Raw genomic sequence first — 21,660 nt, 5'->3', positions numbered from 1 at the left:
CCTCTATCTAGCAGCACGCTCGCGCATACGCAACTTCAAGTTCTCACGTCGTTTATCGCTCCGCTCCTGACGGACCTCTTGCTCCTCCTGGACCGGCTTCTCATCCTTGCTCAGGAAGGCGGCCATCGACTCAGGGGTGGGAGCCTCGTAGAGCACATACGATGGAAGCGTCTGTAGTTTGAGAGCCTTACGCGTTTGTGTGATCACTTCGATGCCGATGAGCGAGTTGCCACCAAGATCGAAGAAATTGTCCTGAATACCAATACCATCGATGCCAAGGATGTCCTCCCAGACTGCGAGGATTGCTCGTTCCAGATCGGTCTGGGGAGCCGTATACTCGTTGCGCATCGGTGGACGCTCGTGTCGCTGGCGGCTTTGACGCGCCTGCTTGAACTGCTCAAGTGCCGTGGCCGCGTTGTGATGACGGCTCAGTTGCGAGATCACCTGGAAATCCTGGGTTGAGACAACGACTTCGGAGAAGGGTTGAGCCAGAATACGTTGCAGCGCTTCTGCACCGTCCTCAAAGCTGATACCGAACTTCTGGCGATTTGCTTTGAAGAAGGCCTGCGTCTCCTCGTCATAGCCCGAGAGTCCAGCCGACCAGGCGTTCCATTGCCATTCACCCCAATTGATGGAGATCGTACGGCGAGCCCCTTCTGGCTGCTGAATAGCGTGAGCGTCCAGGAAGGCATTGCCCGCGCAGTAGTCGATCTGACCAGGTCCTCCACCGGTCGCCGAGGTGATAGATGAGAAGAGGACCAGGAAGTCCGGTGAGCAATCGCGCAGCGCATATTCCAGCGCCAGTGTGCCCTGGATTTTAGAGGCCATCACCTCGTTGGTCTGTTCTAGCGTCTTGTTCTGGGTCAGACCTACCGCCGGTAAGCCAGCAGCGTGGATCACTCCGTTGATCGTGCCAAAGGTGGCGATGGTCTTCTGGATCACTCCTTCCATGATGTCTTTATTGGCAACGTCTGCCGCCAGCGGTAAGACCTTCGATCCGAGCGCTTCAAGTGCCAGGATCTGGTTGACCTGTCGTCCCACACCATTATCAGGTCCTTGCGTTTGCATGATGTGTTCCCATTGAGATCGCTCAGGTGCGCCACTACGCGAGGTCAGGACAAGGTTGGCTTTCAGGGTCCGTGCCAGGTAGGTTGCCATACCCAGGCCAATGCCTCCCAATCCGCCGGTGATCAGGTACGTTCCGCCCTGGCGTAAGGGGGTCTCCTCCAGGCTTTGGGCCGGGATATGGAGTGGCTCGAAGGTGAGTAGCCAGCGACCAGTACGTCGTAGCGCGACCATCGGCTCTTTGGTCGGAGTGGTCAGCTCTCCGAGCAGATGTCCAATCAGCGTACGCCATTGCGCTGGCTGGGTTGGGACTACCACATCGACGCTGCGGCAGGTGAGCAACATGTATTCCTGTGCGATGATACGCGCCGGACCAATCACCAGCGCTTTCTCTTCACAGATGCTCTCCTGACCGGTCACATCCTGGAGGCCGTTCGAGACGATGACCATATGGCAGGTCTCTTCAAGCTCGACCTCGCCCAGAGCCTGTGTCAGGAACATCAGGCTATTGAAGCCTCGCTCCTGCATGGATTCCAGACGACGCTCGGCGGTGAGGTAGTTCAAGGAGTCAGTCACAGTCCAGCAATGCACGACCTGTTGCGGTAGCCATTGGCGCTGCTGCAAGCTCGCGATAAGTTGCGTATAATCGGCTCTCTCGCCTGGTCGTAGCGCAAACGATGTCTCTGAATACTGAATGAAGCTCTTGCCAGGTATGACCGTGATCACTTCGTGCTGACGCTCGTTGAGTTGCTGCTGGAGCTTCTCTCCGACGCCCTGGTTGTCCAGGAAGATGAGCCAGCGGCGCGTGACTTCAGCTTCCGCTACGAACGGTATCGGTAGCTGAGGAGCAGTGTGTTTCCAGCTGGGTAGGTAGAACCAATCGGAAAGCTCTTCCTTTTTCAGTCTGGCGAGCACATCGTGTGCCGTCTCTCCCTCTTTCGGTCCCTGCTCGGTTGTCTCTTGAGCGCCTGTCAGTGGTGGCGTGCTCTCGATCCAGTAGCGCTGACGCTCAAAGGGATACGTAGGTAGAATCACGCGATGGCGTGTCTCATGAGCATAGTAGCCCTTCCAATCGAGCGGTACTCCGGCGATCCAGGCTTTGCCGAGCGTGTTCAGCAGGAAGGAGTAGGGATCTTGCTTTTGCTGTCCGTGCGGAGCTGGCAGCGTCGGCATGATCAGATCACGTCGCGTACCCTGACCGGCTGGATGTTGCTTCGCGAAGAAGCTCAATGCCTGTCCAGGGCCAACTTCGAGCAACAGGCAATCGGTCTCTTCCAGTAGATGTCCAACGCCGTCGGCGAAGCGGACCGTCTGGCACATGTGCTTGGCCCAGTATGCTGGATCAAGTGCATCCTCCTCGGTGATCCAGGTCCCCGTGACGTTGGATAGGTAAGGGATGCGTGGCGCATGCAATTTGACGCTCTGAGCCAGTTCCGTGACCTTTTCGCTCAGCGGATCAAGCATCTGCGAATGGAAGGCGTGGGTGGTCTCGACGCGTCGGCAGGCGATATCGTTGGCCAGCAGACGCTTCTCGGTGCGCTCGATCGCTGAGGTCGGACCCGCCAGCACACAGGCTGTTGAGCTGTTCTGAATCGCCAGATTGGTCTGTGCATCCAGGTACGGTGTGACCTCAGCCTCCGATAACATCACCGCCAGCATCGAGCCCTGTTCCATCTCGTCGATCAATTGAGCGCGACCCGCTACCAGACGGAGAGCGTCTTTGAGTGTGAGCACTCCTGCGATACTGGCCGCGACATATTCTCCCAGGCTATAGCCGAGCATGGCCTGTGGCTTGAGTCCCCAGCTCAGCAGCAATTGTGCCAGGGCGTATTCGACCGCGAAGACGGTTGGCTGAGCCAGCGCTGTGCGTGTCGGCTCCGCGCCTTTGCTGCGTCCGTTGCGATTGAATAGACTTTGCTTGCCTGCTTTGTCATCGGCCGCCGGATCAGGCTGCTCATATGGCTGGTCGAGCTGCAAGATGCTGTGCAGATCCAGATTGTATTCTTTGTTCAAGAAGGTATGGCAGGCGTCGATGCTTTTGTGGAACGTCTCTTCCTGATGATAGAGCGCTTTGGCGACATCGATGTAGCGCTCGCCGAGTCCTGGGAAGAGGAAGGCTACCTGCTGATCTGTGCGTCGCTCAACGCCTCCGAGTCCCTGGGACTGCTTGCCGGTTGGCGCTTCGAGCGCTTTGATCGCTTCTTCAACGGTGCGGCACAGGAAGGTGAAGCGATGATCCATCAGCTTGCGACCAACGTGGAGCGTGTAGGCGACGTCGGCCAGCGATTGATCGGGATTGGCTACCAGATGATCATGCAGGCGCTGCTTGCTCTGTGCCAGCGCGCTGGAGGTCCGAGCTGAGAGCGTCAGGAACTGCCATGGACGAGAGGGACCAGAGTCTCCTCGCTCGGGCGCTTCCTCGACGATGACGTGCGCGTTGGTGCCACCGAGTCCGAGCGAGTTGATACCTGCGCGGCGTGGTGTCTCACCATTGGTCGTCCAGGGCGACAGCTGGGTGTTGACGTAAAATGGACTGTGCTCGAAGTCGATCTCGGGATTTGGCTCCTGGAAGTGCAGGTTGGCAGGGATCTCTTTGTGCTTGAGGGCCTGGACGGTCTTGATCAGACCACTGACGCCCGCTGCACGGTCGAGATGTCCGACGTTCGTTTTGACCGAGCCGATGGCGCAGTAGCCGCTCTGATCCGTCTGTGTGCGGAACGCCTTGGTCAGCGATGCGACCTCGATTGGATCTCCGAGCTCGGTGGCTGTGCCGTGCGCTTCGATATAGCTGATGCTCTCGGGCGAGATGCCTGCTACTTCGAGCGCCTTCATGACGACCTCTGATTGACCGACGACGCTGGGGGCGGTATAGCTGACCTTGAGTGAGCCGTCGTTGTTGATGGCGGAGCCTTTGATGACGGCGTGGATCAGATCGCCGTCGGCGACGGCCTCGCTTAAACGCTTCAGGACGACGATACCGACGCCATCGCCGAACATGCTGCCCTTGGCCTGAGAGTCGAAGGTGCGGCAGTGACCATCGGGCGACTCCATGCCGCCTTCCTCGTAGACATGTCCGGCCTTCACGGGGACGCGGATTGAGACGCCACCTGCGAGTGCCATGTCGCTTTCTCCGTTCAGGAGGCTCTGACAGGCCAGGTGCACCGCGACCAGTGAGGTCGAGCAGAAGGTCTGGACGGCGAAGCTTGGTCCCTTGAGATTGAGCTTATATGAGACGTTGGTAGTCAGGGAGTCTTTATCGTTGCCGATGACCAGCTGATATCCATCTCCTTGGATGACTGCCGGATGGTTGAGCATACCCATCATGTAGGTGCTGATGTTGGAGCCGCCAAAGACGCCGACCAGTCCCTCGTAGGCTGTCGGATTGTAGCCGGCTAACTCCAGCGATTCCCAGGCGCATTCGAGGAAGAGCCGATGTTGTGGATCGGTCAATTCCGCCTCACGTGGGCTGTAGCCAAAGAAGAGAGCATCGAACTTCTGGACATCCTCCGCTGGCAGGATCGGTCGGGCTGGCACGTAGGATGGTGAGCGTACCTCGCGTGGATCGCAGCCAGCCTCGATCAACTCTTCTTCGGTAAAGAAGCTGACAGACTCGACGCCGTTGCGCAAATTATCCCAGAAGGTATCGACATCGGGAGCGCCAGGGAAGCGTCCATTGATAGCGATAATTGCGATATCCTCGTGTCCCGCTGATTGACGCACTTGCTTACGACGCTCTTTGAGCAGATCTTTCTCCTCTTCGGCCTCCTCTTCTCCTTCGTCGGGCAAGAGATAGCGAGCCAGAGCGCTCACGGTCGGAGCTTCGAACAGCGCAACTGCCGGGATGGGCATATTAAAGGCTTTTTTGAGCTTGGAAACGACCTGGAGTCCGGTCAGCGAGTTGCCACCGAGATCAAAGAAGTTTTCGTATAGTCCAATCTCATTCACCCCCAGAATACTTTGCCAGACCCCGATAATTACCTTCTCGTATTCTTTATGTGAGAGCGAAACACCTTTACCGACTTTTGTGTCCTGCTCATCGTCGTCCTGATCCTGCGCGGATGTCAGTAGCGATTCGAGCTCGATCCATTGTCGGATACGCGCCTGGAGATCGCCGGTCGAGAGTACCACGTGGGGGATACGATGCGCCAGGATGCGTGTCAGGATCTCGCAGCCCTCGGCTGGCTGCATCGTGTATTCGGCGACCGTCGCGCCAATCACATCGTGTGCGTGAGCCTTGATCTCCCAGGTATCCCAGTTGACGCTCAGCCAGGGGAAGTGGGAGCTCTGCTGACGCGAGCGAGCAAAGGCATCGAGGAAGACATTTCCGGCCACGTAGCCCGAGAACGTAATCCCGCCCAGGATCACCGAGATCGATGAGAAGAGCAGGCAGAAGTCTAATGGATAATCCTTCAAGGCTTCTTCCAGCGCATAGAGTCCGTAGACCTTGGGCCGGATCTGCGTGTCGTAGAGTTCTGCTGTGATATCCTGGGTCGCATTAAAGGATTGAGCATTGGTCACGCCTGCAGCATGCAAGACGCCGTGTAAGGTGCCAAATTGTGCGTGGATCTGCTGGATGATCTGGCGTACCTGCTCGGGATCGCCGACGTCGCCGCGCATCAGGACAAAGCGTCCGCCGCCATCTTCAAGCGAGATCAAGCGCTTGAGCTTTAAGCTGAGATCATCCTGATCGTCATGCTCGTCCAGCCACGTCTGCCACTGCTCGCGAGGTGGGAGTCCACTGCGACTCATGAGGATCACGGTGGCCTGATAATTTCTGCCCAGATGCTCCGCGATGATTGGTCCAACCGCTCCCAGAGCGCCCGTGACCAGATAGATGCCTCCCTGACGGAAGGGATTCTGCTCGGCTGGCGCGGCTTCGACTGAGATTTTTTCGTAGATCTGGACGCGTCTCTCGTCGTCGCGATAGGCGATCAATGGCTCGCTTACCTCAGCGGCGAGACATTCCTGGAACAGCTGCTCGACCAGGAGCGTCTTCTCGGAGATCGGCTCCGCTGGCAAGACGATATCGATCGTGCGGCAAGTCACGCCCAGGTTCTCCTGAGGGATAACTTTTGTGGCTCCCAGCAGCGTTGATTTCTCAGGAATGAGCTTCTCTTGCTCTGTCAGAGCATGCAATCCATTGGCAACCGTGAAGATCTGCACCGGATTATTGTCAATAATGGTATTGAGTCCCTGTATCAAGGCGATCAAGCTATTGAAGCCAGGCGTCTGTAGCTCGCGGAAAGTATCCGCGCCAGTCTGATGCTCATCCGTGGTCACATTCCACAGATGGACGATGTTGGTCGGGATCAGCTTTTCGCCCTGAAGTGCTTTCGATAGCGCCTTATAATCGGCGAAGTTATCTGGACGGATCTGGAACAGCCTGGTATTAACCTTGCTGTACTTCTCGCCTTGCTGGATGCGTACGACATTCTGTCCGGCCTTTTCCAGGCGCAACGCCAGATTTTTGCCCAGGCCCGCCTGATCTTCAAAGATCCACCAGTTGCTCGCCTTCACTGGCTGAGGGGCGGTTAATGGCTCAAGCTTCCAGGTGGTTTTGTAGAACCAGTGCGCGAGATCTGGATCTTTTTTACTGGTGAGTTGAGCGGCTAATTGCTCATCCTCGAGCCAGAAGCGCTTGCGCTCGAAGGGATAGGTTGGGAGCGAGAGGCGCAGACGGCGCTCATTCTCGTAGCCCTTCTGCCAGGCGATCGTGACGCCGTTGAGCCAGAGCCGACCCAGCGTCGTGAGCAGGATCTGCCGACTCTCCTGAGCCTCTGTGGGCAGGTGGGTGATGATGCGCTCACCGTATTCGGCCTGATAGCTGGCGGAGCTTTTGATCTGCTCGACTATCTGATTCGTGCCGAGGACTAAAATGGCTGTTTCTTGCTTCTTGAGCATCTGATTGAGCTGCTCTGGCAGGCTGGCGGCGCTTTCAAATTCCTGGAACCAGAACGAGGGCGAGATCGCTTGCTCTTCAGTAATATGTGTCCCGGTGGCGACTGAAAGGTAAGGGATCTGAGCTTTCTGCCAGTCGAGTTGTCGTACCAGACTCTCCAGTGTATCGGCCGACTCCGTACCCGCCTCGATCTCGGAGCGTTTGATCGTCAGCCTGGTGGCGTCCTCGATCGAGAGCAGCCCTGCGACAGCGACGGCAGCGTCCAGACCGTACTCAGTGCCAGTCACCGCATGGGGCTGAATACCCCATTGTAGGATCTGCTGTGCCTGGGCATAGGCGAAAATCAGTGCAGCGACGGCTGTCTCTGCCCCTGTGGATGGTGAAATGAAGGTGTATTTCTCGCAACCGGGGATCTGTTTGACTTGCTGATAGCACTCGTCAACTGTGCTGCGGAACGTACTTTCGTTTTGATAGAATTCTTTTGCGGTTGTAGGATTGAAGCGTGCGCCCGAAGGGAACAACAGTGTCAGAGCGCGATTACGAAATGTCTGATATGACGACTGCAAAGGCTGTTTGGCGGAAAGCTGCGCCAGAGCATCGGCGCGATCACGACCGATCAGGATACGGCGATGATTGAAGGCTGTGCGTCCAACTTGCAGGGTATAGGCGACGTCTGCCTGATTGGCTTCCTGCTGCTTTTGCATATAGCCGAGCAGCTGCCCCTCGATATTTTCTAACGCCGTTGCTGTCTTGGCTGAGAGTACATACAATTGCCACGGCTGTGCCGGCTTGGATGGCTCCAACTGAGGAGCTTCTTCTAAGACCACGTGAGCATTAGTGCCTCCCAGGCCGAACGAGTTGACTCCTGCGCGGCGTGGATGATCGGCGCTCGCCTGCCAGGGCGATAGCTGTGTGTTGACGTAGAAAGGAGTCTTCTCCAGATCAATATCTTTATTGGTGCGCTCGAAATTCAAGCTGGGCGGCATCTCTTGATGCTTGAGTGCCATCGTCGTTTTGATCAGCCCGGCGATGCCCGAAGCGCGGTCAAGATGTCCCACATTGGGCTTGAGGGAGCCGATGGCGCAGAATTGCTTCTTTTGTGTGCGGTTGGCGAAGGCTTTTTGCAGGGCGGCGAGCTCTACCTGATCTCCCAGCATGGTCGCGGTCCCGTGTGCCTCGATGTATGAGATGCTCTCGATATCGACGCCTGAGTTGCTGATAGCCTGGGCGATGACCGAACTCTGTCCATCAAGACCGGGGGCGGTATAGCTGACGCGTACGCTGCCATCGTTGTTGACGTGCGTGGCGAGAATGACGGAATAGATCTGGTCGCCGTCGGCGATTGCATCTTCCAGGCGCTTGATCAGGACAACCGCTGAGCCGTTGCCCATGACGCTTCCGCGTCCATTGGCGTCGAAGGTGCGGCAGGCGCCGTCGGGTGAGAGGATGCTGCCCTCTTCATAGAAGTAGCCGTTGACCTGCGGCATCGAGATGGCGACGCCACCGGAAAGTGCCATGTCGCATTCGTAGTTCAACAGGCTCTGGCAGGCGACGTGGACTGCTACCAGCGAGGTGGAGCAGAAGGTCTGAATCGCCATACTGGGTCCACGCAGGTTGAGTTTGTAGGACAGTGCGCTCGTAAGCGAGTCGCGCTCGTTCCCGACGGCCAGCTGTACCGGATCGACGTCTTTGACGGGACGTCCATCGGTCTGCAATACCCGCGTGAAATAGGGACTCAGTGCTGAGCCAGCAAAGACACCTACCAGTCCTGGATAGGTCTCAAGATCATAGGCGGCATCCTGTAGTGCTTCGTAGGCGCATTCCAGGAAGATGCGATGCTGTGGATCGGTTAGTTCAGCTTCGCGTGGTGTGTATCCAAAGAAGCTGGCGTCAAAGTATTCCGCGCCCTCGAGAATCGTGCCCGCTCTGACATAATTAGGCATCTTGAGTATCTCGGGAGAGACGCCTGCGGCTAAGAGTTCCTGCTCCGAAAATTGACGAATGGATTTGACGCCAGTGCGTAAATTTTCCCACAACGCGTCAACGTTATTTGCACCTGGAAAACGACCAGACATGCCAACGATCGCCAGGGCGGTATCGTACGAAACATTATTTTCCACTCTAGTTAGCTCTCCTCTTACTTATTTGATGTGCGTTTTGCTGCTGGTGAACGGATAAAACGTCATTATTCATATCTTTCATATCTCTCATCAAAGCCTCTACGCCATGTATCTATCGATGCATGAAGAATCAAAGCGATATAGCATCTTTTTTAGCTGACCCTCCTGGAATCTCTCATGCGCTGCTTGAGACTTCGGCTCCGTTTCGCGCTACGTTGACTGGCGTCCTCATCGTCTGTGGCTTTCTGCTTTTGCGTCAGATACTGTGCCATCGCACTCACCGATGGCGCTTCAAAGAGGATATAGGCCGGCAGGTCTTCGATCTGGAGGGCTTTACGCATGCGGTTGACAAGATCAACTCCCAGCAGCGAGTTGCCGCCGAGATCGAAGAAATTATCGTGTACGCCTACGCCCTCGATCACTAAGAGCTGCTCCCAGATATGCGTAATCTGACGCTCCAACTCGTTGCCAGGAGTGACATAACTTGTCTCCATCTCCGGGCGCGGATGTAGTTTCTGCTGTGGATGGTCGTTGCTCCTCTCCTGGAGCAAGTTCTTGACGGTAAATTTTTTGCTGAGATTGATGAGTTCGTCGAGCTCCTGCGTCGAAACGATCAGTTGCGCTTGTCGGCTGTTCAGCGCACGGAAGAGAGCCTCGGTTCCTTCAGAGAAGGTCAGACCATAGCGCCGACGATTCTCCTTGAGGAAATTTGCCATCTCTCCATACCCTGCCATACTCTCTTCCCAGGCATTCCATTGCCACTCTCCCCAATTGATCGTGATGATCCGGTCAGAATCCTTGCTACTCCTTTGCGCGTACGCATCGAGAAAAGCGTTGGCCGCGCAGTAGTCGACCTGACCAGGACTGCCGACGATCGCTGTCGTCGAAGAGAAAAGAGCGAGAAAGTCGAGTGGGATGTCGCGTAAGACCCGTTCTACTACCAGCGTTCCTTGCACTTTGGGATGCAAAACCTGGGCCGCCTGTTCAGCTGTCTTGAGCTGAATCAATCCATTGCCAGGAGTGCCGGCCGCGTGGAAGCAGCCATGGAGAGTTCCAAAGCGCCAGATGGCACGTTGGACGACCTTTTGCATCTGTTCCGGGTTGGCGACGTCTGCTTGTATCACCAGGATCTCGGCTCCTAACTTTTCCAGAGCCATGATCTGGCGGATCGCATGTGTATATTTCTGTGCTTTCTCCTTTTTGAGTAGTGATGCCCATTGGCTGCGCTCTGGTAGGGCAGAGCGCCCGACCAGGATCAATTTTGCATGCACGGTACGCACCAGACGCTCGGCTACAGCCAGCCCGATGCCGCCCAGGCCGCCCGTGATCAGATAGACTCCGCCTTCGCGCAGGACTGAGTGCGAGCTGTCTTTTGGCTGCGGAACAGCCTCAAAGGTTGGTTCCCAGGCACGCTTGCCACGCAAGGCTATCGTCGCGGCTCCGCCGGGAGTCGCCAGGACTGGCAACGCTTGCTTGAGCCATGTGGCCGGATGAGCGTTGCTTTCGGCGAGGTTGATGTCTATGAGCTGGCAACTGAGCGCCGGATATTCTTGTGGAATGACCCGGCATGGACCGATGAGGGTTGCCTTCTCGGGACAGATCTGCTCGCTACCGGTGATATCTAGCAGATTATTCGTGATCACTGTGATGTGACATTGTTCCTGTCCTTGATTTCCCAGCGCTTGAGCCAGGGCGAGAAGGCTGTAGAAGCCATGTTGACATGCCTCTTCAGTCTTGCTGGCATCAAGGATGGCGCTGTCCGGAGTCAATGTCCACAGATGGATAATGCGGGTGATGTTTTCACCGTGGGCACGTAAATCTTTAAGTAAAACATCATAGTCGGCGCAGCTATTTGGGCGCAGGCTATAGTGTGTCTTATCTACCTGGCTGAAACTATCGCCGACCGAGACCGTGATGACCTGTTGCTTGTACTGGCGCAGTTGTGCGCTCAGCGCGAGGCTCGTAGGGCTCTCATTGGTCAAGAGTAGCCAGGACTCTGGCTGCTCTTGTAACTCTGTCCAGGCTGACTCGTGGGTGTTGGCTATCTGCTTCCAGATGGGTTGATAGAACCAGTCGGCTATGTCGTGCTTTCTTCCGCTCTCGGATTGAGTCGGTAGCAGCGTCACGATGTTGCGTCGTGTACTCTCAGCTTTCTCGGGCCAGTAGCTCTGGTGCTCGAAGGGATAGTTGGGCAGACTGACCAGGTGATGCTGTTCGTGAGTGGTAAAGCCTTTCCAGTCGACGGGCAGTCCGATCTGCCAGAGCGTGCCGAGCGTGGTCAGCATGGTGAAACTGGCCGATGTGCGTGAATGGGTCTCGGGCAGGGTGGAGAGTATCAAGGGTGTATACTCTGCATCGTGCTGTTTGACGCGTTCCTGTAAGGTTTGACCAGGCCCGACTTCGAGCAGGATGTACTCCTGAGAGCGCAAAAGCTCTCCCATGCCATCGACAAAGCGTACGGTCTGCTCTATATGTTGTGTCCAATATGTGGGATCTGTGGCCTGCGCGTTCGTGATCCAGGTTCCTGTGACATTGGATATATAAGGAATCGCAGATGTGTGGAGCGCGATATTTTGGATCAATATGGCTAATTTATTTTGCAGCGGCGCGAGCCATTTAGAATGAAACGGTTCGCTGCCTTCATTGGCCCGGCTCTGAATGAGCAGTGTGCGCTGTGTGACCAGTAGCAGAGCATCTTGTAGCGAAAAAACGCCTCCCAGACAGGCTGTGACATATTCACCCAGCCCGTAGCTAAGCATCGCTTGAGGGCGAATGCCCCATTCGATCCACATTTGAGCCAGCGCATATTCGACGATAAAAAGTGCCGGCTGAGCCAGCGTGATTTCGGTTACCTTCTCCTGGACGGCTGTGAGCCCATTGCTGTGCCCATTCTTGCCGTGACCGTTGCTAGAGCCGTTACCGTGTCCATTGCCGTGATTATTATGACCATTGCCATGTCCATTGCTGTGACCATTATGACCGTTGCCGTTATGACCATTGCTCTGTCCTTTGGATGGTAAGAACGCGGTGAAATCGCTGAACTTCCCGCTGCTACATGTTTCTGTCGACTTTTGTGCGACGAGGGCCTGACTCAAATCTAGATTGAGTCCGGTAAGCGTTTTGAGCAGGGCGCAGCACTCGTCAACGATGCGACGGAATGTTGGCTCTGTCGTGTAGAGCTCGCCTGGAAATGTGCTGAATGGTTCAATCAGATCAGGAAACGCGAAGGCGACGGCGTCGATCTGCTTCTCAGGTAGCTGAGATGCCTGCGAGAGCTGAGCGAGAGCATCGTCACGATCCTGACTGACGAGCCAGCGACGGCGATGAAAGCGACTGCGTCCACGTTGCAGTGTGAAGGCGATATCTGCGAGCGGTGTTTCAGGACGCTCTTGTAGATACGTTGCCAGCAGCTGCCGCGCCTGTTCGAGCGCGGTTTCTGATCTGGCCGAGATCGGTAGGATCTGCCAGGGTCGCAGTTGCTGCGGTGCAGCGGATTGCTGTGGCGCTGGAGCTTCTTCAAGAATGACATGGGCATTGGTGCCGGACCAGCCGAAGGAATTGATGCCGGCGATACGCGTAGTCTTCTCCACAGACCAGGGAACGGTGCTGGTCGGAATCGTGATGGCCTGTTTCTGCCAGGGAACATGTGGGTTGGGTGTCGTGAGATGCAGGTGGGCTGGAATCTTCTTGTGACGGAGAGACAGTACAGTTTTGATCAATCCTGCGATACCAGCGGCTCCGGCCAGATGTCCGATATTTGTTTTCACCGTGCCGACGAGCAGATTTTTATCGGGCGTTCTCCCTTCTCCTAAAACGTTATGCAGAGCTTCGAGTTCGATCGGATCACCGAGCGCGGTACCTGATCCATGCGCCTCAACGTAGCTGACGGCATGCGGTTCGACGCCCGCATGAGTGAGCGCTTCGCGAATGACCGCCTCTTGCGCGATGCGATTGGGTGCGGTAATTCCGTTGCTGCGTCCATCTTGATTGACGGCGGAGCCGCGAATCACTGCCAGGACAGTATCGTGATCATTGAGGGCCTCTGAGAGTCGTTTGAGAACAACCAGACCACAGCCCTCGCCCATCACGAAGCCATCGGCGGACTCATCGAACGTCTTACACTGTCCATCTGGCGCGAGCATACTCATTTTGCACGCACTGACCATGTTTTCGGGCAGGATGACCGCGTTGACTCCACCGACCAATGCCAGCTGGCATTCGCTGTTGCGCAGGCTCTGGCTCGCCAGATGCAGCGCCACGAGCGATGAGGAGCAGGCTGTGTCGACGACTAACGCGGGTCCATGCAGATTCAGCAGATAGGGCAGGCGTCCAGATGCAATGCTGGCCGAGCTGCCGACGCCAAAGTAAGGATCATCCAGATAAGTATCATCACACTGCTGTCGTTGTAACTGGGCGTATTCCTGATTGTTCATCATGCCGATAAACACGCCAGTCTGGCTGTTCTCCAACTCGTGTGCCGGTAATCCCGCGTTTTCGAGCGCCTCCCAGGCCACCTCAAGCAACAGGCGCTGCTGTGGGTCCATGCGTAGCGCTTCTCGCGGCGAGATCCCAAAGAAGGGGGCATCGAACTGATCAATATCCTTGATAAAGCAGGCACGACGCGTATACATCTTGCCCGGCGTGTCGGGCATCGGATCATAGAAATCGTCGGCCTGCCAGCGCTCAGCGGGAATCTCTGTACTGGCATCTTTGCCCTGTTGCAGCAGATCCCAGAATGCTGCTGGGGAATTGGCGTCGCCTGGAAAGCGACACGCCATACCAATGATCGCAATAGGCTCTGTCGCTGACGTTGTTGGCGTCTCTGATGGCGTCTGGGGCATCGTCGCTGCGACTGGCTCCTCGCCTGCCAGATGGAGAGCGAGCTGCGCAATGCTGGGATAATCAAAGACAAGCGTCGGCGAAAGCTGGCACTCCAGCCATTCTTCAAGCTCACCAGAGAGGCCTACTGCGTCTATTGAGCTGAGACCATAGCTTTTGAGTGGCTCCTGAATATTGATCTCTTCAGGAGCTACATCAAGATACTCAGCTACCTTAGCGAGCAGCCAGCGTTCGATGGCCGTGCGGCTTAAACTCGCGTGCTCAGGCTCCTCACTGGGATCGTGGTGGTTATAAGATCCACTCATCCTAAGCTCCCATCTCGTTCCAGGCCTTTAATTCACCCTGTAGGAAAGCCTGTCGACATCTCCTGCGCTGTGGCTTGCCGCTCGATGTTTTCAAAACTCCGCCAATTTTTAAGAGGACAATTTGCTCGGCTTTGACGCCGTGCTGCTCAAAGATGGCTTCCTGTACTTTCTTTTTGATCTCTTGCAGGTTCACCGATAGATATCCTGATCCGCTGGCGGTTGGCTCCGCGTTGGCCGCGCGATAGCGATGATCGATCTCGGCCAGTACAATCAGAGACTCTTGCTTACCCTCATCGATCGAGAAGGCGATACAGCCATCGGGTCGGACCGCCGGATGAGCCTGTTCCGTGGTGAGCTCGATATCTTGTGGATAGAGATTACGGCCACTGATGATAATCAGGTCCTTGAGTCGGCCTGTCATAAAGAGATTATCCTGCTGGAGCACTCCGAGATCGCCCGTGCGTAAGAATGGTCCTTCGCCCGTGGTAGTATGCGCATTGAAGATCTCTTCCGTGACCTCTGGACGGTTCCAATAGCCCTGGGTGATGCTGGGACCTGCGACCCAGATTTCTCCAATTTCGTTGTCCGCGCACGGTCGCAAGGTAGAGGGATCAACGATTAGCAGGTGCTGATCGGGAGCCGGTCGGCCACAACTCACCAGGCGCAAGACGCTTTGTGTCTGCTCGTTGGCGACTTCCAGGATGTTTTGTTCTAAACGATCCTTATCTATGCTCAGTACAAGAGGCGACTCGCCCGCATCTATAGAGGTGACAACTAATGTTGCTTCGGCCATGCCGTAGGCGGTGATGAAAAGTGTTTGCGATAGGCCGCAGGGAGCAAAATAGCTGGAGAAGCGTTCCAGCGTGCTGGCACGTATCGGCTCAGCTCCATTGCCTGCGCTGATCCAGCAACTCAGATCCAGCTTCTCCAGATCTTTTTCCGCGATGCGACGCATACAGAGCTCAAAGGCAAAGTTGGGTGCACTGCTAATTGTGCCTTTGTAGTCTGAAATCGCTTGTAGCCAGCGCAGGGGACGCTGTAGAAAGCTCGTTGGTGCCATGATGTAGACTGGATAGCCGGCGAATACCGGCATGAGAATGCCCAGGATTAAGCCCATATCGTGAAAAATGGGTAGCCAGGAGACGCCGACTGAATCTTTTATCTCCGCCAGGTGGAAATAGGTCTCAAGCATGGCCAGATTATGCATCAGGTTGCCGTGGCTGACCATCACTCCTTTGGGAGCCGCTGTCGAGCCCGATGTGTATTGCAGAAAGGCGAGTGTCCCGGCATCAAGATCCTGTTTCCACCATGCGTCGTCGCCCGCCGGAGCCAGCGTATCGGAAGCGATCCAATTCAACTCGAGCAGCGATGGAACTTGATCGATCCAGCGCATCAACTTACTTTGTGTCTCTGCTGTCGTGAGTACAAACTCGGCTTCGGCATCATCGATAATGCTCTGGATGCGTGGGAGCCCACGGGCAGAGTGAGGTATATAGGCAGGAATAGCAATCGCTCCCGCGTAGAGGCAGCCATAGTAGGCCGCGATATACTCCAGGCCGGGAGGGAAGAGGAGTAAGACTGGCTTGCCCGTTGCCCCCTGCTGGTGCAGATAGGTACTAATAGCTTGCGCACGCAGATCCAGCTCTTTATAGGTAAAACTGTCGTTCCCCGCATCACTATAGGTCAAAAACGTATAGACCACTTGTTCTGGCTGCTCTAGTGCACGCCGGTGCAAACGATGGACCAGGGTATCTACTGCCTCCATGATGGAGGGCGTCTGGATGCTCTTCATAACACCTCTCAAATGTTCAGCAATTGCACAACTTGATTTCGTAACTCGGTCAACGGACACAGATGACTTTTCTGATTTATACTTGCAAAGAGGGGTGAAGAACTATCGGGTAGCGAGTTGAGATCTTCTCAACTCGGGTCGTAACTTTCATCAGTACAGCCCCACTCCCCCCGAAATTGAGCTCAAAGACCATCAAAACACTTTTTCTGTTACGCCCAGAAATCCAGTTCGCTCCAGATGTCAACGCTCGTCCACGTAGCGGCGCGGCTCCGCCGTGCTGTCAGTGGCTCGTATGATTCGGCTCGTGTGCGTCTCTCAATGGAACCTTGTGGGGAACGTGATCGTACGTCGAGTGACAGCACGGCGGAGCCGCGCCGCTACGTGGGCTCGCATGATTCGGCTCGTGTGCGTCTCTCAATGGAACCTTGTGGGGAACGTGATCGTACGTCGAGTGACAGCACGGCGGAGCCGCGCCGCTACGTGGGCGAGCATTGACGCCGGGTGCAAAGGGGCATTCTGGCAGGTCAGACGAGCAAAAGAATTCTTTCGAGTAATTGTGTAATTACTGTTAATCGTTACATTCCTGCTAAGAATAAAATACTAGTAATTTTAAAATCAAATTCACTATGTTATAATGAATAGTATATTTGTCGTAATTGTGATAATGATATGAAATGATATGAAATGACATCAAATGATCTAAAGGTAGTGGGCAGAAAGTTATTCTGATTATGGTATAAAGCTGCCATTGTCCACTGTATGTTTATCGGAATAGCTACAGGTCCCAGTCAGAGTGTAAAGAGTGCTACTTAGTTCGTCCTATCATGTATATAGAAATTCTCTATTTGCGGGAACGGATAGTATAGATGCAAGAGTCTTTTCTTCAATATAGTCTTGTAGAGAAGTTAGCGACGAAAACATTAAGAGTAACGTACCTTGCCCATCCAGGGGTGGGGATGCCGGCAAAAGTAGTGATCAAGATATTTGATCGTACATGTGTTGATCAGGCGCAGAGTGTTTCGCGGCTGAAAGCATTGACATCCTTCAATCATCCCAATATTGTACCCGTGCTCGATATTGGTCTGGAGCGGGGACGGCCATACGTTGTGAGCGAATACCGTATGCATGGTTCGCTGCGTCAGCGTTTGGGGAGGCTGAAGGGCTTGAAGCATATGGATTGGCCTGAGGCTTTAAGTATTGTCATCCAGGTTGGTAAGGCGCTGGACTATGCTCACAATCAGGAGTTTATCCATGGTAATCTCAAGCCCGAAAATATTTTTTATAGTGATAATGGAGAGATACAACTCGCTGATTTCAGTCTGTCGCCATTTATTGACACAACCAGGTTAGGATACAAAACGGATCTGTATGCGACGCGTTATATGGCTCCTGAGCAGTTTATAGGGAAAACCGAAAAAGCTAGCGACCAATATGCACTGGCATGTCTCGCTTACGAACTGATTACGGGACATGCTCCTTTTGAGGCACAAAGTTTCTCATCGATGTGGGGAAGCCATACGAATCAGTACGCGACACCGCTCTCCTCCGCTGTCCCGACGATCCCGGCACCAGTTGATATCGCAATCATGCGAGCACTGGCGAAAAAAAGTCAGGATCGCCATGAAAACATGCATGCTTTTTTGAGCACGCTTGAGTTTGGTTTATCACCCAAATTATCTGAACCAGACCTTTCTTCTCTACCACTATTGCCTGCTAAGATGGATCGCATGCCGGACACGCTAACGACCAGACCGGTAGGATCTACTCCTTTTTTGGGAGGATTAGAGGAATTTGATCACGTCAGTATGTCAGGTGTTCCAGAGCAGGCTCATACCTCAAATATAGCAGGCCTACCAGCAGAGCCTGCCTCCCAGGAGCGAATCCAGCCATTTGGTGGCGACTCCGCACCAGTAGCGGATAGCGGATTGTATAGCGAGGAAGCAACGGTCGTCGTACAGCCAGAGGTAGCTCGTCTCGGTGAGTTTGATCAAACGACGGCTCCATTGCCGCTGATAGAACCTGATGATGCAACTCCTGTATATGGTCGCTTAATCAATATTGCTAATCGCGTAACCGCACCTCAGCCTAAAATTATTGTTGCATCGAGTAGTGATGATCGGGCTCCGGTAAACGATGTATTACCATCGATACCATCACACTCCATGGGAGCTCCTGGCTCGCCTAAGAGTGGTAAGGGTGCTAAAAGCAGTAAAGGGAGACGTGCCTTTGTTTTCTGGATAAGTGTTATTTCAGTGGCAATTATTTTGCTGGGTATTGGCATTCCTGCTTTTTTGAATCATCCAGTGCCTCATCCAGATCAGAGCGAGATCAAATATCCCATCAGTACGAAGCTTCCCGCGACAGTTGGCCCTATCCCTGACGGTACCTCTGTGGGTAAGGTTATAATACCCACGTCACAAGCTACGACGATCTCCAGGGGAACGCCTACTTCAATCCCTGACTCGACACCAACCGCAGGAGTTGTCGCCAAACCTGGTGTGACACCGACCACCAGCGTGCCGGTTACCGTTTCAACGCCGAAAAGCTCTGGCACGATCGCACCGGCAGTTGTTGCGACGCCGACGCCGACGCCGAAAATACAGGGGACTGGTTCGGTGCAGATTAATGCAGCTGGTGGTGCCGCAGGCGCTTTTGTGGCTGATCAAGATTATTCAACGGCCCTCTACTCAGGAACCTCCGCGAAAAATGTCGCGATCGATACGAGTGGAGTAACGAATCCAGCGCCACAGGCAGTCTATCAGACGTATCGTGTTGGTAATTCCATCTATACTATTCCGAACGTGACCGCGGGCGTATCTTACACTGTACGTTTACACTTTGCCGAACTCTATTGGAGCACAGCAGGTCCGCGCTCATTTAACGTGATTTTGAATGGCCAGCAGGTGTTGACGAACTTTGATATTGTGGCGGCTGCAGGGAGTATGAACAAGGCGATCGTTGAGCAATTTGTCACGACTCCTGGCAGTGATGGGACTATCACGATTTTATTTGTCACTGTCCATGACAACGCTCAGATCAATGGAATTGAGGTTATCGCAAATTAATTATGAGATTAGATAGGTATAGTTTAAAGTCTCATCTTCGTGTGAACGGATAGTATAGATGCAAGAACTTTTTTTAGAATATCGCCTCGTTGAGCGGTTGGCGGCGAAAACATTACGGGTAACGTATCTTGCTCATCCGATGTGGGAGACGGACACAAAAGTTGTCATCAAGATATTTGATCAAGCATCCGTGCGCCAGAGTCCGCAACTGCCTACGATCCAATCACATGTATTGATGTCCCTCGATCATGCCAATATTGTGCCAGTGCTCGATATGGGGCTGGAAGAAGGAAAAGCCTATATAGTGTGTGAATATCGTGCTCATGGTTCGTTGCGCCAACGGCTGGAGAGTTCGAAGCCGATGGATTGGTCCGAGGCATTGAGCGTGGTCGTACAGATTGGTCAGGCGCTGAGCTATGCACACGCTCATGAGGTGATCCACGGCAATCTCAAACCAGAGAATATCTTTTATCGTAGTAGTAGCGAGGTGCAGTTGACGGATTTTCAGCTCGCTTCGTTGGTGGATGTGACGAAACTGGGATATAGCACTGATATACAGGCTGCCAGATATATGGCTCCTGAACAGCTGCTGGGAAAGGTGGAAAAGGCTAGCGATCAATATGCACTGGCCTGTCTGGCCTATGAACTGATCACGGGTCATGTGCCTTTCGAGAAGCAGGACTTTCCATCAACAGGGGAAACACTCCCATCCAATCATGCGCCCTCTCTGGCCTTGTCTGTTCCAGCCATCCCGATGTCGATTGATCAGGCCATTCTGCGCGCCCTCTCGGAAAAAAGCGCAGATCGCTATGAGGATATGAACGTGTTTTTGGCCGCGCTTGAGCGTGGCCTGAGCGTGCAAGCACCTGAGCCTGATAGTCCCCTTTTGCCAGTTCCGCCTGAGATGATTGAAGAAACAACAGATGCAGTTGCTACAAAGTCTACTCCTCTGGCTGGGCAGCCAGAGAATGTGGATCGGTCAGGCGCTTTGGATGTTGATATGCCGGACGCACAAGTCGACCTCGTGCCTGTTGATCCACCATCGTTATCTCGTCTCAAATGGCTCGGGACCGGTCATGACTTCGATGCACAGTCTAGCACAATGCAGAACGAATCACCTGATCGCATATTGAGTGATCGAGAATTTCCCGATAATCCCTTCTTAGGAGACGAGCCTGACGATGATGAGATGCCAGAGAGCGAATTTTTCGACAAACTCTTTTTTGTGGAACAAAAAGCCATCGCAGATGATATTGATGGCACCATTTTGGATAATCCATTTCTCGATAACGACCCGCTTGAGCAAGATGAAATTTTGCAGAAGCCTCAGGATAGTGCTGCTATTGAGCAAGAAATTCCACAACTGCCATCGACTGAGCGTGAAAAAAGTGTGCATAAGTTCACAAAGGGTGCTGAAATTCAGCAAAAACTGGTTGAGCGTAAATCTATTGAAACTGCATCTGCCGAGGCTGAATCCATTGAGGATGAAATTCCCGCCAGCCTGTTTCCCAATAATCCATTTTTGGAGGATAAGTCTGTTGAGGACGAAGTCAGTAACGATCTGTCCGCGCAAGCGACTGCTATCGTGTTACCTGTTGGATCTGATGAGTCTGCCAATGCCGCCAGTCAGCAATTATCTTTTGCTGCCAGGGTAACGGAACCTCAGGAGGTATTTGCCACAGAGCAAGTCAGCACGCCGCAGCTTGCGCCTGGTGACGAATTGCAGGAGCCAGTCGTGCCACCTCGTAAGAAGAGAAAACGCTCCTCCCTCTGGAGAAGTCTCGCTGCTTCGGTCGCGTTTATTTTGCTGGTGACCTTCATCCCCTACTTTTTGAGTAATCTCTTGCCTGCACAAATGAAGGCATCATTAAATTCCCCCAGCAGCGCAGATGTTACTGCTACCGCTCATGCGCATATCAATAGTACGTCGACGGCACTTATTGCCCAATCCACGGCTCTATCGATTACACCCAAAGCATCTCCGGGTGTCACCTCCACCCCGAAAGTGAGAGCAACGGCAAAGCCAACAGCAGGTGTGCCTGTGATTGTGCCAACATCTGGTAGTTCGGGTTCCACAGCCCAGGTTCCGACGCCTGTCCCGACGCCGACGCCGACGCCGAAACCCAAAGGGACAGGCTCTATACGCATCGATGCCGGGGGAGATGCCGCTGGCTCTTTTGTCGCCGATCAAGATTATTCAACCGCGCATTACACAGGAACGTCGAAGAACAATAATGCAGTTGATACCAGTGGCGTGACGAATCCAGCGCCGCAGGCAGTCTATCAGACGTATCGCGTGGGTGATTCCTCCTACACGATTGCCAACGTCACGCCAGGAGATTCTTATACGGTGCGTTTACATTTTGCTGAAATGTATTGGGACTCTGTGGGGCAGCGCACATTTAATGTCGTTTTGAATGGTCAACAGGTGTTGACTAATTTTGATATTGTTGCCAAAGCTGGAGCAGCTGATAGGGCAGTTGTTGAGCAATTTGTTGTCCAGCCAAATAGTGACGGCACCATCAGTATTCAGTTTGTCACGGTCCATGACAACGCTTAGATTAATGGAATTGAG

At 54.1% G+C, this 21,660-nt stretch carries 6 protein-coding genes; 3 read left to right on the top strand and 3 right to left on the bottom strand.

The features are described from left to right. Positions 1-3 precede the first annotated feature (3 nt). The 3 genes from AC27N8_RS03750 to AC27N8_RS03740 form a co-directional block, all read right to left on the bottom strand. A complete protein-coding gene (locus tag AC27N8_RS03750; protein WP_487064085.1) occupies positions 4-9,084 on the bottom strand; it encodes an SDR family oxidoreductase in 9,081 nt (3,026 codons plus the stop codon). A gap of 152 nt (positions 9,085-9,236) precedes the next feature. Next, complete coding sequence (locus AC27N8_RS03745) at positions 9,237-14,228, bottom strand: type I polyketide synthase (protein ID WP_487064083.1); 4,992 nt, start codon at positions 14,226-14,228, stop codon at positions 9,237-9,239. A 1-nt stretch (position 14,229) separates the two neighbouring features. Next, positions 14,230-16,020 carry a fatty acyl-AMP ligase gene (locus AC27N8_RS03740; protein ID WP_487064081.1) on the bottom strand — a complete coding sequence of 597 codons (1,791 nt, stop codon included), beginning with the start codon at positions 16,018-16,020 and terminating at the stop codon, positions 14,230-14,232. Positions 16,021-16,257: 237 nt separating this feature from the next. Here AC27N8_RS03740 and AC27N8_RS03735 point away from each other — a divergent pair, with 237 nt between their 5' ends. From AC27N8_RS03735 to AC27N8_RS03725, 3 genes are all read left to right on the top strand, one after another. After that, positions 16,258-16,515, top strand: a complete 258-nt coding sequence (locus AC27N8_RS03735) for a hypothetical protein (RefSeq protein WP_487064079.1) — start codon at positions 16,258-16,260, stop codon at positions 16,513-16,515. Between the two features lie 371 nt (positions 16,516-16,886). Then, positions 16,887-19,085 carry a protein kinase domain-containing protein gene (locus AC27N8_RS03730; RefSeq protein ID WP_487064077.1) on the top strand — a complete coding sequence of 733 codons (2,199 nt, stop codon included), beginning with the start codon at positions 16,887-16,889 and terminating at the stop codon, positions 19,083-19,085. Between the two features lie 58 nt (positions 19,086-19,143). Next, positions 19,144-21,645 (top strand): protein kinase domain-containing protein, encoded by a 2,502-nt coding sequence (locus tag AC27N8_RS03725; protein WP_487064075.1) that lies wholly within the window; start codon positions 19,144-19,146, stop codon positions 21,643-21,645. Positions 21,646-21,660: the final 15 nt, after the last annotated feature.

This window comes from Dictyobacter sp. Z7_2, from assembly GCF_057551105.1.
The sequence above is the reverse complement of the archived record's forward strand: the minus strand, read 5'-3'. Positions and strand labels throughout refer to the sequence as shown.